A 14,062-nucleotide genomic window follows, 5' to 3' on the forward strand; every position below is an offset into this window, starting at 1 on the left:
TGATCGAATGGCTGCGCCACCGCAGCGGCCACACCTTGCCCCAACTGTCCGAACTGGCCCAATCCGACAACCTGCTGGAGATCACCCACATGCTCGAAACCAATATTAAACGCCTGATCAAGCGCGCCGCCGCTGAAGCCATGGCCGAAGGCAAGCTCGAAGGCGAAGCCGCACTTTTGGAGCGCCAGCTCGCCCGGCGCTTTGGCCCTATCACACCGAGCACCCGTGCTCGGCTGGACAGCGCAACGGCCATGCAGTTGGAGGCGTGGGCCGACCGCATACTCGATGCGCGCACGCTGGCCGAGGTTTTTGTTGACCACTGAGCAACTAGCGTGGCTCTGGGGTCGCCCCTTTTGCATTTTTTGCCGCGGCCGCCCTTAAACCTGCAATTTGCGCCGGCTCCAAGCCCCTGCTTCACCTTTGCCAGCATCCCATGCAGCCCCATACCTTTCTCTGGCACGACTACGAAACCTTTGGCGCCAAGGCGCGGCTGGACCGGCCGGCGCAGTTTGGGGCCGTGCGTACTGACGCCGAGCTCAATCCCATCGGCGCGCCGCTGATGTTCTACTGCCGCCCGGCACCCGACTACCTGCCCGACCCCGAGAGCTGCCTCATCACCGGCATCACGCCGCAGCAGTGTTTGCAGCACGGCCTGCCCGAGCACGAGTTTGCCCGGCGCATCGAGGCCGAGCTGGGGCAGCCCGGCACCGTGGGCGTGGGCTACAACACCATCCGCTTCGACGACGAATTCACCCGCTTCCTGCTCTGGCGCAACCTGCTCGAACCCTACGCGCGCGAGTGGAAAAACGGCTGCGGCCGCTGGGACTTGCTCGACGTGCTGCGCCTGTGCTACGCCCTGCGCCCGGAGGGGCTGGAGTGGCCGCTCAAGGCCGATGGCCGGCCCAGCTTCAAGCTCGAAGACCTGGCGCGCGCCAACGGCATCGAGCACAGGGCGGCGCACGATGCCTTGTCCGATGTGTACGCCACGCTGGGCCTGGCGCGGCTGCTGCGCCAGCGCCAACCACGCTTGTTCGACTTCGCTTTTGGCTTGCACAAAAAAGAGCGGGTGGCGGCCGAGCTGGGCTTGCCGACCACGCCGCAGCAGGCCAAGCCATTTTTGCACGTGTCGGGGTTTTTCCCGCCCGAGCGCGGCTGCCTGGGGCTGATGTGGCCGCTGGCCAGCCATCCCAGCAACCGCAACGAGCTGCTGGCTTGGGACCTGGCGCACGACCCGGCCGAGCTGGCCACGCTCAACGCCGCCGAGGTGCGGGCCCGGCTGTTTGTGCGCCAAGAGGATCTGCCCGTCGGGGTCAAGCGCCTGCCGCTCAAGAGCGTGCACCTGAACAAATCGCCGATGGTGGTGGCCAATCTGCGCGCCCTGCGCCCGGAGCTGGCGCAGCGCTGGGGCATTGATCTGGAGCAGGGGCTGCTGCATGCCGAGCGCGCCGCCGCGCTGCCCGATTTGAGCGCACTTTGGCGCGCCGTCTATGAGCGCAACGGAGGCAGCCGCAACGCCGAGCCCGAACCCGACCCCGAGCAGGATTTGTACGGCGGCTTCGTGGGCGATGCCGACCGCCTGCGCCTGCTGGAGCTGCGCGAGCGCCCTCCTGCCGACCCGGCTTGGCTGCGCACGCAGTTTGAGGACGAGCGCTTGGGCGAACTGGTGTGGCGCTACCGGGCGCGCAACTTCCCCGAGCAGCTCAGCGCGGACGAGCAGGCGCGCTGGCTGGCACACTGCCAGGCGCGGCTGCTGCATGGGCAGGGTGGCGCGCTGACGCTGGAGCGCCAGATGGCCCGCATCGACGAACTGGCCGAGCAGGCCATGGAGCGCGGCGACGAGCGCGCCGAAGCCATTTTGGGCGAGTTGCACGACTACGCGCAGAGCCTGGCCGAGACCCTCTGAACCCGCCCCCGGGTCACGCCGGCGCAGGGCGCTGGCGGCAAGGGGGCTGGGGTGCGGTGGCCGGCACCGTACAATGGAGGGTTATTCAAATTCGATACGCGAGGCTTTAGCCATGGCAGGGCATTCCAAATGGGCCAACATCCAGCACCGCAAAGGCCGCCAAGATGAAAAACGCGGCCGGGTCTGGACCCGCGTGATCCGCGAAATCATGGTGGCGGCGCGCCAGGGCGGCGGCGACGCGAGCGCCAACCCGCGCCTGCGGCTGGCGATCGACAAGGCCAAGGCGGCCAATATGCCGGCCGACACCATCAAGCGCAACATCGACAAGGCCACGGGCAACCTCGAAGGCGTGCAATACGAAGAAATCCGCTACGAGGGCTATGGCATAGCTGGCGCGGCGGTGATTGTGGAAACCATGACCGACAACCGCGTGCGCACGGTGGCCGAGGTGCGCCACGCCTTCAGCAAGCATGGCGGCAACCTGGGCACCGAGGGTTCGGTGGCGTTTCAGTTTAAGCACTGCGGCCAGCTTGTTTTTGCGCCCGGTGTGGACGAAGAGCGCCTGTTCGAGCGCGCCCTAGAGGCCGGGGCCGAGGACGTGCTCGGCAGCGACGACGGCGCCTTCGAGGTGCTCACCGCCGTGGCCGATTTCGAAGCGGTGCAGCAGGCCTTGCAAGCCGCGGGCCTGCGCCCCGAGCTGGCTGAAATCACGCTGCGCGCCGACAACCCGGTCACTTTAAATGGCGAGGACGCTGCGCGCATGCAAAAGCTGCTCGACGCGCTGGAAGACCTCGACGACGTGCAAAACGTCTATCACAACGCAGAACTCAACCCATGAACGCGAAGATGAAGGTGCTGGTGGTGGGCGGTGGCGGACGCGAACACGCGCTGGCCTGGAAGCTCAAGCAATCGAGCCGGGTGGCGCAGGTGTTCGTGGCGCCGGGCAACGGCGGCACCGCGCTCGACCCCGCTTTAATCAATGTGCCGATCAGCGATGTGACTGAGCTGGCGCGCTGGGCGCTGCAGCAGGGCATAGCCCTGACGGTGGTGGGCCCCGAGGCACCGCTGGCGGCGGGCATCGTCGATGCCTTTCGCGCTCGGGGCTTGCGCATTTTTGGTCCCACGCAGGCGGCGGCGCAACTGGAAAGCTCCAAGGCCTTCTCCAAAGCCTTCATGCAGCGCCACGGCATCCCGACTGCGGCCTACCAGGCTTTTACCGACGCCGCCGCCGCCCACGCCTACGTGGAGCAGATGGGCGCGCCGATTGTGGTCAAGGCCGACGGGCTGGCTGCCGGCAAGGGCGTGGTGGTGGCGCAGACGCTGGCCGAGGCGCATGCCGCCATCGACTTCATGCTGCAAGGCAATGCGCCGGGGCTGGCCCACAACGCCGGCGGGGCGCGGGTGGTGATCGAAGCCTTTCTGGAGGGCGAAGAAGCCAGCTTCATCGTGCTCTGCGACGGCCAGCAGGTGCTGGCGCTGGCGACCAGCCAAGACCACAAACGCCTGCTCGACGCCGACCTAGGCCCCAACACCGGCGGCATGGGCGCCTACTCACCGGCCCCGGTGGTCACGCCCGAGGTGCACCAGCGCGCCCTGGATGAAGTGATCTGGCCCACGGTGCGCGGCATGGCGGCCGACGGCATCCCCTACACCGGATTCCTCTACGCCGGGCTCATGATCGGCCGCGACGGCAGCGTGCGCACGCTCGAATTCAACTGCCGCTTGGGCGACCCCGAAACGCAACCCATCCTGCTGCGCCTGCAAAGTGACTTGGCCGAGGTGCTGCTGGCCGCGACCGAGCAGCGCCTGCACCAAATCGAACTGCAATGGGATGAGCGGGTGGCGCTCGGGGTGGTACTGGCCGCGCACGGCTACCCCCACGACCCGCGCAAGGGCGATGCGATCGAGCTGCAGCCTGCGGCCTTGGCCCAAGGGCCCGACGCCGTGCTGTTTCACGCCGGCACCGCGCTGCAGCAAGGGCAACTGCGCAGCACCGGTGGGCGCGTGCTTTGCGCAACCGCCCTGGGCAGCGATGTGGCGCAGGCGCAACGCCGTGCCTATGAATTGCTGCAAGGCGTACACTTTGACGGCATGCAGTACCGCAAAGACATCGGCTACCGGGCCTTGCCAGCATGAGCGGCACGCCCGGCGCCGCCATGCGCGACTACCTGCTCGGCTTGCAGCAGCGCATCACCTCGGCCATCACCGAAATCGACGGCCAGAGCTTTGTCTCCGACGCCTGGGAAAAAGCCCCCGGCGAGCCCTTGCAAGGCAACGGCGTGACGCAAATTCTGGAAGGCGGCGCGGTGTTCGAGCGCGCCGGTTGCGGCTTTTCGCATGTGCAAGGCCAGCGCCTGCCGCCTTCGGCCACGCAGCACCGGCCCGAACTGGCCGGGGCCCCGTTCGAGGCGCTCGGTGTCTCGCTGGTGTTTCATCCGCGCAACCCCTACGTGCCCACCGTGCACATGAACGTGCGCCAGATCAGCGCGCTGCCGCTCGACGGTGGCGCGCCAGTGAGCTGGTTTGGCGGCGGCATGGACCTCACGCCCTACTACGGCTTCGAAGAAGACGCGCAGCACTTTCACCGCACCTGCGCCGCCGCGCTGGCCCCTTTCGGGCCCGACAAATACCCGCGTTTTAAAGCCTGGTGCGACGACTACTTTTTCCTCAAGCACCGCAACGAGGCGCGCGGCATCGGCGGCATCTTTTACGACGACCTGTCCGAACTCGGCAACGAGGGCGGCTTGGCGCTCACGCAGGCGGTGGGCGACGCCTTTTTGCACGCCTACCTGCCGATCGTGCAGCGGCGCCGCGAGGCCCCCTACGGCGAGCGCGAGCGCCAGTTCCAGCTTTATCGGCGCGGCCGCTACGTCGAATTCAACCTGGTGTGGGACCGCGGCACCCACTTCGGCCTGCAATCGGGCGGGCGCAGCGAGTCCATTTTGCTCTCGATGCCGCCGCTGGTGCGCTGGGCCTATCAAGAGCAGCCCGCCGTGGGCACACCCGAATACCGCCTGACGAGCGAATTCCTGCCGCGGCGGGACTGGCTGTGAGCGCCACGCCTGCGGCCGTGCAGCGCATCGGCGTGTTTGGCGGGGCTTTCGACCCGCCGCATCGGGCACACCGGGCGCTGGCCGAAGCGGCGCTGGCGCAACTCGGGCTCGACGCGCTGCTCATTTTGCCCACCGGTCAGGCCTGGCACAAGAGCCGGGTGCTCTCGCCCGCGCCGCACCGGCTGGCGATGTGCCGGCTGGCCTTCGAAGGGCTGCCCCGGCTGCAAATCGATGCGCGCGAAACCCAGCGCCCCGGCCCCAGCTACACCGCCGACACCTTGCAAGAGCTGGCCGCCGAGCACCCAGGGGCGCAGCTTTACCTGGTGCTGGGGGCCGACCAGTTGCTCGCCTTCCAAACCTGGCAGCGCTGGCCGGAGGTGCTGCGCCACGCCACGCTGGCGGTGGCCAACCGGCCCCTGCACGCCGACGGCAGCGCCGCCGCTGGCCCGGTGGCCGAGCCCGACCTGAGCGGCATCGACCTGCCCTTCGAGCGCCTGCACATGCCGCTGCACCCAGTCAGCGCCACGGCGGTGCGCGCGCGGGTGCGGGGCGCGGGCGGCCCAGTAGTCGGCCCTAGCGAATGTTCCACGGCAGCACCAGCGCTCGATTTGCTGGTGCCCGCCGCCGTGGCGCGGTATATTTCAGACCATCACCTTTACCACCAGCCAGAATGAGCAGTCAGCCCAGCAACGCACCCCGCCCCCCAGCCAGCGGCCCGAACCCCTCCAGCGCCGAGGCGGCCCAAGGGCCCCAAGGGGCGCAGGCAGCCCCTGCGGGTGGCCCCCAGAGCGAGACCACGGCCAAGCGCAACACCCAAAAGCTGCAGCGCGCCGCCGTCGATGGGCTGGAAGACGTGAAGGCGCAAGACATCCGAGTCTTCAACACCGAGGCGCTGTCGGCGCTGTTCGAGCGCGTCATCATTGCCAGCGGCAGCTCCAACCGCCAGACCAAGGCGCTGGCGGCCAGCGTCTGCGACGCGGTGCGCGAAGCCGGCTTTGACAAACCCCGCGTGGAGGGTGAAGACAACGGCGAATGGATCGTCGTCGACTGCGGGCCGGTGGTGGTGCACGTGATGCAGCCCACTATCCGACAGTATTACCGGCTGGAAGAAATCTGGGGCAGCAAGCCGGTGCGCTTGAAGCTCGGTGCCCCGGCTCCCACCCAAGTGCGCCCAGCAGCCGCCGTGGGCAAGGCCAAGGCCAAGCCCGCCAAAGCTGACCAAGCCGCAACCTTGCCCAGCGCCAAGGCCAAGCCTGCTGCAGCCAGAGCCAAGCCAGCCAAGCCAGCCAAGTATGACGAAGCCCAGGCGGCTCCAGCTCGGGCCAAGGCGGTCAGGCCTGCTGCAGCCAGAGCCAAGCCCGTCAAGCCGGCCAAAGCCAGCGCGATCGAGCCAGCCGCCGCCACGCCCGCCAAGCAGCGTCCAGCACGCCCCCGCACCAGCCCCAAGCCCAAACCTGCCGCATGAAGCTGGTTCTCGTCGCCGTCGGGCAGCGCCTGCCCGATTGGGCGCAGACCGCCTGCGACGATTTTGCCAAGCGGCTGCCGCCCGACGCGCGCTTCGAACTGCGCACCGTCAAGGCCGAACCACGCGGCCACAAGACCGTGGCGGCCTTGCGTGCGGCCGAGCGCGAGCGCATCGAAGCCGCCCTGCCCAAAGGGGCGCGGCTGGTGGTTTTGGATGAGCGCGGCAGCACCCTCACCACGGCCGCGCTGGCGCGCCAGTGGCTGCAATGGCAGCAGCAGGGCGACGACGTGGCCCTGCTCATCGGCGGCCCCGATGGCCTCGATCCAGCGCTCAAGGCCGCCGCGCAGCAGAGCCTGCGCCTGTCGGACTTCACGCTGCCGCACGCGCTGGCCCGGCTGCTGCTGATCGAGCAACTGTACCGGGCCTGGTCGCTCAACGCCGGGCACCCGTATCACCGCGAGTAAAAGCCGATGCACGACAGCAGCGCCCAAGCCCCTTGGCTGTATTTGGCTTCGCAGAGCCCGCGCCGGCGCGAGCTGCTGGCGCAGTGGGGCTGGCGCGTGGAGCTGCTGCTGCCCGAGGCCGACGAAGATTTGCACGCCCTGGAGGCGCTGGAGCAGGCGCGCCCCCACGAAGCCCCGGCGCGTTACGTGCAGCGCGTGACCCGGCTCAAGCTGCAAGCGGCGTTGCCACGCCTGGAGCGGCGCGGTTGGCCACCGGGCCCGGTGTTGTGCGCCGACACCACGGTGGCGCTTGGGCGCAAAATTTTTGGCAAACCCGCCGACGCCGCCCATGCCGTGCAGATACTGCAAAGCCTGGCCGGGCAGCGCCACCAGGTGCTCACCGCCGTGGCGCTGGCGCACCAGGGTCAAGTCTGGCAGGCGCTGAGCCGCTCCACGGTCGAGTTCGCCCCTTGGGGCGCGGCCGAGATCGAGCGCTACGTGGCCAGCGGCGAGCCGCTGGGCAAGGCCGGGGCCTACGCCATCCAGGGGCGCGCCAGCCAGTGGATACGGCGCATCAGCGGCAGCCACAGCGGCATCGTCGGGCTGCCAGCCTACGAGACGGCGCAACTGCTGCGCGCCGCCGGTCTGGCGCAGCCCTAAGCCCCTTTCTACCCCAAAGCCCCATGAGCCAAGACATCCTGATCAACTGGTCGCCGCAAGAAACGCGGGTGGCGGTGGTGGAGCACGGTGCGGTGCAAGAGGTGCACATCGAGCGCGCGCTTGAGCGCGGGCTGGTCGGCAACGTCTATCTGGGCAAGGTCGCGCGCGTGCTGCCGGGCATGCAGTCGGCCTTTATCGACATCGGGCTCGAACGCGCCGCCTTTTTGCACGTGGCCGACCTGCTGCCCAATATCAACGCCCGCTTTGCCGCCAAAGAGCGGCCCCAGGCGCTGGCACCTTTGCCTGCCGGTGAGGCCGAGTCCAATGGGGGTGCCCCGGCGACGGAGCGGTCCAGCACGGTGCCCGCTGCCAGCCCGCTGGCACCGGTCGAAGCCGACCCGCAAGGCGCGCAAAACCCGGCCAACACGGGTGGCGCGGATAGCCCGAAAAGCACGACCCCGATGCCAGCAGGCAACGGGCAGGCCGCCAGCGCCTTGCCCATCGAGCGCCAGTTGTTCGAGGGCCAGGCGCTGCTGGTGCAGGTGCTCAAAGACCCGATCGGCTCCAAGGGCGCGCGCCTGACAGCGCAGATCAGCATCGCGGGCCGGCAACTGGTGTTTTTGCCGCAGGATCAGCACCTCGGGGTGTCGCAGAAAATCCCGCCGGCGCAGCGCGAGGCCTTGCGCCAGCGCCTGCAAGCGCTCACGGCGGGCGAGGGCGGCGGTTTCATTTTGCGCACCAACGCCGAAGACGCCAGCGACGAAGAGCTGGCCGAGGACGTGGCCTACCTGCGCAAAAGCTGGGCCCACATCAAAAGCGCGGCCGCGCGCCTGCCCGCCCCGAGCCTGCTGCAGCAGGATGTGAGCCTGCTGCAGCGCGTGCTGCGCGACCTCGTCAGCGCCCAGACGCAAAGCATCCAGGTCGATTCCCAAGAGCAGTTTGCACGCTTGCAGCAGTTTGCGCGCGAGTACATGCCGGCCACGCTGGAGCGCATCAGCCACTACCGGGGCGAGCGCCCGATTTTCGATTTGTATCAAATCGACGAAGAAATCGCGCGCGCACTCGGGCGCCGGGTCGAGCTCAAGTCGGGCGGCTACCTGGTGATCGACCAGACCGAGGCGCTCACCACCATCGACGTCAACACCGGCGGCTTCGTGGGGGCGCGCAACTTCGACGACACCATCTTTCGCACCAACCTAGAGGCCACGCAGGTGATTGCGCGCCAGTTGCGGTTGCGCAACTTGGGCGGCATCGTGATCGTGGACTTTATCGACATGCTGCGCGAGGCGCACCGCGAGGCGGTGTTGGCCGAGTTGCGCAAACAACTGGCGCGCGACCGCGTAAAAACCACCACCGGCGCGTTTTCGCAGCTCGGGCTGCTGGAGATGACGCGCAAGCGCAACCGCGAGTCGCTGGCGCAACTGCTGAGCCAAACCTGCCCAACCTGCAGCGGCAGCGGCCGGGTGAAAACCGCGCGCAGCGTCTGCTACGACATCTTGCGCGAGATCTTGCGCGAGGCGCGCGCCTTCAGCCCACGCGAGTTTCGCATCGTGGCGGCGGCGCCGGTGATCGAGCTGCTGTTGGACGAAGAAAGCGCGCACCTGGCCGGTTTGAGCGAGTTCATCGGCAAGCCGATCTCGCTGCAAAGCGAGGCCGCGCTGCGCCCGGACCAGTACGACATCGTGCTGCTTTAAGCTGCGTCGCCCTGCGGCGGGCGCGGCCTCTCATTCCGACAGCCTGCCCCCCAGGCTGAGCGCGTGCAGCCGCGCATACACGCCGTTGGCCGCCAGCAGCTCGTCGTGGCGTCCCTGCTCGACGATCTGGCCTTGGGCCAGCACCAGCACCCGGTCGGCGTGTTCGATGGTCGAGAGCCGGTGCGCGATCACCAGCGTGGTGCGCCCGCGCATGAGCCGCTGCAGCGCCTCTTGCACCAGCCGCTCCGATTCGTTGTCGAGCGCCGAAGTGGCTTCGTCCAAGATCAAAATGGGCGCATCTTTGTAGATGGCGCGCGCAATCGCCAGCCGCTGGCGCTGGCCGCCCGACAGCTCGGTCGCGTTGTGCCCCACGGGGGTGTGCAGGCCTTGGGGCAGGGTTTGCAGCAGCTCGCCCAAGTTGGCAAATTCCAGCGCTTGGCGCACCCGAGCCTCGTCGAACTCGGACCCTAGGGCCACGTTGGCGGCCAGGGTGTCGTTGAACATCACCACGTCTTGGCTGACCATGGCAAACTGGCGCCGCAGATTGGCCAGGTCCCAGTCGGGCAGGGCCACGCCGTCGAGCCGCAGCACGCCGCCGCTGGCCTCGACAAAGCGCGGCAGCAGGTTGGCCAAGGTGGTTTTGCCCGAGCCCGATGGGCCCACCAGCGCCAGCACCTCGCCCGCCGCCACCTCCAAGCTGATGCCGCGCAGCGCTGCGTCGCCTTTGCTGTCGTACTGCACCCAGACCTGCTCCAGGCTCAAGCGGCCCACGGCGCGCTCGGCCTGGTGCGTGCCACCGCGCTGGATCGGGGTCTGCTCGATCAGCTCCAGCCCGCGCTCCAGCGCCGCCAGCCCGCGCGTGATCGGGGTCACGAGGTCGGCCAGTTGGCGGATCGGGCTGATCAGCATCAGCATGGCGGTGACGAAGCCCACGAAGCTGCCCACTGTCACGCCGCTGGTGGTGCTTTGCCAGAGCGCAATCATGACCACGGTCGAGAGCGCGGCGGCGGCCAGCATCTGCGTCAGCGGGGCCACGGCGGCGCCGGCCACGGTGGCTTTGAGCGCCAGCCGGCGCAGCACCAGGTTGAGTCGGTCAAAACGCTGCGTCTGCTGCGCCTGCGCCCCATGCAGCCGCACCACGCGGTGCGCCAGCGCGTTTTCTTCCACCACATAGGCCAGCTCGTCGGTGGCCAGTTGGCTGCTGCGCGTGAGGCGGTACAGGCGCTTGGAGAGCACCCGCATCACCCAGGCCAGCGGTGGAAAAACGGCCAGCACGATCAGCGTCAGTTGCCAGTTCAAAAACAGCAAATAGGCCAGCAGGGCGATCACGGTGAGCACATCGCGCACCAGCGTGAGCACGCTGTTGACCAGCATCAGGGCCCCGGTTTGCACCTCATAGACCAGGGTGTTGGAGAGTTTGCTGGCACTTTGCTCGCCAAAAAGCGACAGATCGGCGTCGTTGAGGCGCTCAAACATGGCGCGGCGCAGTTGCACCATGGCCCCGGCCGCCACGTAGCTGAGCGCGTATTTGGCGGCAAAAGTGGCCAGCCCGCGCACTGCAAACAGCCCCATCAGCGCCACCGGCACCATCCAGAGCGGAAAACTGCCCGCCACAAAGCCCTCATCGAGCAAGATTTGCAACAGCGCCGGAATGGCCGGTTCGGTCAGGGCGGCGATCAAGGCACCCAGAAAGGCCAGCCCCAAGGCGCCCTTGTGCGAGCGAAAATAGGGCCAGACCCGCAGCAGGCGCTGACCCAAGGTGCGGGGGTCGGTGGCGGCGGGAGCGCTGGCGGCTTCGGGGGCGGGGCGGTCGTACAAGGTCGATTCGGAAAAAACAGTGGGCCTCAAGCGCTGCGGTGGCACGGGGCACAGCGCATCCGCTATTATCGGTCTGTCGGGTCGGCGGCAGGGGCGCTTGCTGCTGGTCAGATCCGACTTGCCGTCTTTTCTGTTTGCCTTTGTTTCTTCATGCACCAATTGCCCTTTCAGACCGCATTGCCCCCAATGCCCGCCCTAACGCGGCGCCGCTTCCACGCATGGGCTGCGCTCGGTGGGGCAGGTTTGGGCTTGGGGGCTTGGGGCGCCGCGCAGGCGCAGTTCCGGGTCGAGGTGACCGGGGTCGGCTTGCAACAAATTCCCTTTGCCATTGCGCCTTTCAGGCTCAGCCCGGGTCTGCCCCAAGACGTGCCCGCCATCGTGCGCGCCAACCTCGAACGAAGCGGCCAGTTGCGCGCTTTGCCCGGGGGCAGCGCCGTGCTCGATGAAACGGCGCGGCCCGATCTGGCGCCGTGGCGCGCCGCCGGCGTCGATGCGCTCATCACCGGCAGCGCCATGCGCCTGGCCGATGGCCGCTTCGATGTGCGCTTCAGGCTCTGGGACGTGGTGCGGGCGCAAGACCTTGGGGGCTTGAGCTTCCCGGTGCCCGCCAGCGACCTGCGGCTGGCCGCGCACCGCCTGTCAGACTATGTGTTCGAGCGCCTGACCGGCGACCCGGGCGTGTTTGCCACCCGCATCGCCTACGTCTCGCGCCACGGCGAACGCCACCACCTGTGGGTGGCCGATGCCGACGGCGAAAACGCCCAAACCGCCTTGGCCAGCGGCGAGCCCATCATCTCGCCAGCCTGGTCGCCCAACGGGCAACAACTGGCCTACGTGTCGTTCGAGGCGCGCCGACCCGTCATTTACGCCCACGAAGTGGCCACCGGGCGGCGCCGTTTGCTGGCCAGTTTTCGTGGCTCCAACAGCGCGCCGGCTTGGTCGCCCGATGGGCGGCGGCTGCTGGCTACGCTCACCTTCGGTGGCGCGTCGCAGATTTTTGCCATCGACGCCGCGGGCGGCGGCCAGCCGCAGCGCATCACCCAGACCAGCGGCATCGAAACCGAGCCCGCCTTCACCCCCGACGGGCGCCAGGTGTATTTCGTCAGCGACCGGGGCGGCTCGCCGCAGATCTACCGCATGAGCCCCGGTGGCGCCGATGTCGTGCGCGTCACTTTCGAGGGCAACTACAACATCTCGCCCACCGTCAGCCCCGATGGCCGTTGGTTGGCTTATGTGTCGCGCATCAACGGGGCCTTTAGGGTGTGTGCGATGGAGCTGGCCAATGGCCGCATCACGGTCTTGACCGACACCAGCGCCGACGAGAGCCCCAGCTTTGCCCCCAACAGCCGCCTGATCCTGTACGCCACCCAAATGCAGGGGCGCGAGACGCTGATGACCACCACGCTCGATGGCCGCATCAAAACCCGGCTGGCCAACCTCCCGGGTGGCATCCGCGAGCCGGATTGGGGCCCGTTTCAGCGTTAAAGACAGTGGATTGACCTTTTTTCATTTGTAACACCACCATGCAAGCCCAACCCAGCACCGTTCGCAAGCGCCGCGGCACTTTTGCCCTTCCGGTGTCACGCGCCCTCCAAGCCGCCACCGTGCTGTGCGCGGCGCTGCTCTTGGCGGCCTGCGGCTCCAACGTCAACCTGGCCCAAGACGTGCCGGTGCAGGACCGCACGGCGGTGCCGGTGCAGCCTATCGGTGTCGCGCCTGCCCCGGCCGCAGCGGGAGCCGCTGCAGGGGCGGTGGACCAGCGCGCCGTGGCCCCGGTGCAGGCCGGCACCACCGTCATGGGGCAGCCGCCTGCGCACCTAGCGCGGCTGGTCTTTTTTGACTTCGACGAATACACCGTGCGCCCCGAGTTCGTTCCTTTGCTGGAAGGGCATGCGCGCTTTTTGGCTGCCGACCGCCAGCGCCGCTTGGCGCTCGAGGGTCACACCGACGAACGCGGTGGCCGCGAATACAACCTCGCGCTGGGTCAAAAGCGCGCCGAGGCGGTGCGCCGTTCGCTGGCCCTGATGGGGGTGCAAGACGCGCAGATGGAGGCGGTCAGCTTTGGCGAGGAAAAACCCGCCAACGCCGGCGCCGACGAGGCGGCGCACAGCCAAAACCGGCGCGTTGAACTGGTCTATCGCTGATGCAAGCCCTTTCTGCTTTCGGTTTGGTCCGCCGCGGTGTGTTGGGCCTGTTGCTGCTGGCGCTGGCGGCGTGGGCGCTGCCGGTGCAGGCGCAGTTGTTTGGTGGCGACGACCAGGCGCGGCGCGCCATCATCGAGCTGCGCGAGCGCGTCGAGGCCAACCGCAGCGCGGCCGAGCAAGCCAACCAAGCCCTGCAGCAGCAAGATGCCGAACTTACCCGACGCCTCGACGAAGATCTGCTGGGCCTGCGCCGCAGTCTGGTCGAGCTTGGGGCGCAGAACGACGCCTTGCGCCGCGAATTGGCCGATCTGCGCGGCCACAACGAAAGGCTGGCGCATCTGGTGGCCGAGTTGCAGCGCCAGCAGCGCGATTTGCAGCGCGACTGGCAGGCACAACTCGACCAGCGCCTGCGCCCGCTGGAGCCGCTCACGGTCACGGTCGAGGGGGTCGAGTTTCAGGCCCGGCCCGACGAAGTGCAGGCTTTCGATGCCGCCATGGTGGCCTTGCGCGCCTCCGACTTCGTGCGCGCGGCGCGCCTGTTTGGCGAGCTGGTGGCCCAATTCCCGCGCAGCGGCTACGTGGCCCCGGCCCTTTACTGGCAAGGCAACGCGCAGTACGCGGCGCGCCAGCACCCCGCAGCCGTCGAAACCTTTAGGCGCATGATCGCCGCATCGCCGCGCCACCCCCGGGTGCCCGATGCGCTGCTCGGCATTGCCAACGCCCACATCGAGCAGCGCGACAACCGCGCCGCGCGCGCCGCCTTGCAAGAGCTGATCCAGGCGCACCCCAACACCGAAGCCGCTGCGGTGGCGCGTGAGCGGCTAACGCGGCTGCGCTGAGCGCTTGCCTTTGAGGGCCGTGCGCTGCGGCTTGGACCGGTAA

The 14,062-nt window shown here is 68.2% G+C and carries 14 protein-coding genes; 13 read left to right on the forward strand and 1 reads right to left on the reverse strand.

Features of this window, described 5'->3' with window-relative positions; genetic code table 11:
• From SRAH_RS01205 to SRAH_RS01250, 10 genes are all read left to right on the forward strand, one after another.
• A partial coding sequence (locus SRAH_RS01205; protein ID WP_029461534.1) for a DUF4351 domain-containing protein occupies positions 1–323 on the forward strand: 323 nt, incomplete at its 5' end.
• A gap of 110 nt (positions 324–433) precedes the next feature.
• Positions 434–1,903 (forward strand): exodeoxyribonuclease I, encoded by a 1,470-nt coding sequence (gene sbcB / locus SRAH_RS01210; protein ID WP_029461535.1) that lies wholly within the window; start codon positions 434–436, stop codon positions 1,901–1,903.
• A 112-nt stretch (positions 1,904–2,015) separates the two neighbouring features.
• Entirely contained in the window at positions 2,016–2,741 is a 726-nt protein-coding gene (locus tag SRAH_RS01215) for a YebC/PmpR family DNA-binding transcriptional regulator (protein ID WP_029461536.1), read from the forward strand.
• An 8-nt stretch (positions 2,742–2,749) separates the two neighbouring features.
• The gene (gene purD, locus SRAH_RS01220; RefSeq protein WP_029461537.1) at positions 2,750–4,039 is read left to right on the forward strand and encodes a phosphoribosylamine--glycine ligase; all 1,290 of its coding nucleotides are present in this window, start codon (positions 2,750–2,752) and stop codon (positions 4,037–4,039) included.
• A complete protein-coding gene (gene hemF / locus SRAH_RS01225; protein ID WP_029461538.1) occupies positions 4,036–4,956 on the forward strand; it encodes an oxygen-dependent coproporphyrinogen oxidase in 921 nt (306 codons plus the stop codon). Before purD ends, hemF begins: the two co-directional genes overlap by 4 nt.
• Positions 4,953–5,630, forward strand: a complete 678-nt coding sequence (gene nadD, locus SRAH_RS01230) for a nicotinate (nicotinamide) nucleotide adenylyltransferase (RefSeq protein WP_029461539.1) — start codon at positions 4,953–4,955, stop codon at positions 5,628–5,630. Before hemF ends, nadD begins: the two co-directional genes overlap by 4 nt.
• Complete coding sequence (gene rsfS, locus SRAH_RS01235) at positions 5,627–6,421, forward strand: ribosome silencing factor (RefSeq protein WP_082210000.1); 795 nt, start codon at positions 5,627–5,629, stop codon at positions 6,419–6,421. Before nadD ends, rsfS begins: the two co-directional genes overlap by 4 nt.
• Positions 6,418–6,885 carry a 23S rRNA (pseudouridine(1915)-N(3))-methyltransferase RlmH gene (gene rlmH / locus SRAH_RS01240; protein ID WP_029461541.1) on the forward strand — a complete coding sequence of 156 codons (468 nt, stop codon included), beginning with the start codon at positions 6,418–6,420 and terminating at the stop codon, positions 6,883–6,885. The genes rsfS and rlmH overlap by 4 nt, the downstream gene beginning before the upstream one ends.
• Positions 6,886–6,891: 6 nt before the next feature.
• Positions 6,892–7,524: a Maf family protein gene (locus tag SRAH_RS01245; protein WP_029461542.1), complete on the forward strand. Its 633-nt coding sequence runs from the start codon at positions 6,892–6,894 to the stop codon at positions 7,522–7,524.
• Positions 7,525–7,547: 23 nt separating this feature from the next.
• Positions 7,548–9,218 (forward strand): Rne/Rng family ribonuclease, encoded by a 1,671-nt coding sequence (locus SRAH_RS01250; protein WP_029461543.1) that lies wholly within the window; start codon positions 7,548–7,550, stop codon positions 9,216–9,218.
• A 30-nt stretch (positions 9,219–9,248) separates the two neighbouring features.
• Here the strand turns inward: SRAH_RS01250 and msbA are convergent, their stop codons facing one another.
• On the reverse strand, positions 9,249–11,036 hold the full coding sequence (msbA, locus tag SRAH_RS01255; RefSeq protein WP_029461544.1) for a lipid A export permease/ATP-binding protein MsbA: 1,788 nt from the start codon (positions 11,034–11,036) through the stop codon (positions 9,249–9,251).
• A 186-nt stretch (positions 11,037–11,222) separates the two neighbouring features.
• Between msbA and tolB the strand changes: the two genes are divergently transcribed.
• From tolB to ybgF, 3 genes are read left to right on the forward strand one after another with little or no spacing between them, the layout of a single operon-like run.
• The gene (gene tolB / locus SRAH_RS01260) at positions 11,223–12,521 is read left to right on the forward strand and encodes a Tol-Pal system beta propeller repeat protein TolB (protein ID WP_029461545.1); all 1,299 of its coding nucleotides are present in this window, start codon (positions 11,223–11,225) and stop codon (positions 12,519–12,521) included.
• Between the two features lie 38 nt (positions 12,522–12,559).
• The gene (gene pal / locus SRAH_RS01265) at positions 12,560–13,180 is read left to right on the forward strand and encodes a peptidoglycan-associated lipoprotein Pal (RefSeq protein ID WP_082210001.1); all 621 of its coding nucleotides are present in this window, start codon (positions 12,560–12,562) and stop codon (positions 13,178–13,180) included.
• Positions 13,180–14,019: a tol-pal system protein YbgF gene (gene ybgF, locus SRAH_RS01270; RefSeq protein WP_029461547.1), complete on the forward strand. Its 840-nt coding sequence runs from the start codon at positions 13,180–13,182 to the stop codon at positions 14,017–14,019. Before pal ends, ybgF begins: the two co-directional genes overlap by 1 nt.
• The last annotated feature ends 43 nt before the right edge of the window (positions 14,020–14,062 follow it).

The organism is Serpentinimonas barnesii (assembly GCF_000696225.1).
Classification (GTDB): Bacteria; Pseudomonadota; Gammaproteobacteria; order Burkholderiales; family Burkholderiaceae_C; genus Serpentinimonas; species Serpentinimonas barnesii.

Bases quoted from the DNA above. Each gene is read 5' to 3' on its own strand.
- SRAH_RS01245 (WP_029461542.1), top strand. From the start codon at position 6,892: ATGCACGACAGCAGCGCCCAAGCCCCTTGGCTGTATTTGGCTTCGCAG.
- rsfS (WP_082210000.1), top strand. From the start codon at position 5,627: ATGAGCAGTCAGCCCAGCAACGCACCCCGCCCCCCAGCCAGCGGCCCG.
- tolB (WP_029461545.1), top strand. From the start codon at position 11,223: ATGCCCGCCCTAACGCGGCGCCGCTTCCACGCATGGGCTGCGCTCGGT.
- purD (WP_029461537.1), top strand. From the start codon at position 2,750: ATGAAGGTGCTGGTGGTGGGCGGTGGCGGACGCGAACACGCGCTGGCC.
- sbcB (WP_029461535.1), top strand. From the start codon at position 434: ATGCAGCCCCATACCTTTCTCTGGCACGACTACGAAACCTTTGGCGCC.
- ybgF (WP_029461547.1), top strand. From the start codon at position 13,180: ATGCAAGCCCTTTCTGCTTTCGGTTTGGTCCGCCGCGGTGTGTTGGGC.
- SRAH_RS01250 (WP_029461543.1), top strand. From the start codon at position 7,548: ATGAGCCAAGACATCCTGATCAACTGGTCGCCGCAAGAAACGCGGGTG.
- rlmH (WP_029461541.1), top strand. From the start codon at position 6,418: ATGAAGCTGGTTCTCGTCGCCGTCGGGCAGCGCCTGCCCGATTGGGCG.
- hemF (WP_029461538.1), top strand. From the start codon at position 4,036: ATGAGCGGCACGCCCGGCGCCGCCATGCGCGACTACCTGCTCGGCTTG.
- SRAH_RS01215 (WP_029461536.1), top strand. From the start codon at position 2,016: ATGGCAGGGCATTCCAAATGGGCCAACATCCAGCACCGCAAAGGCCGC.
- pal (WP_082210001.1), top strand. From the start codon at position 12,560: ATGCAAGCCCAACCCAGCACCGTTCGCAAGCGCCGCGGCACTTTTGCC.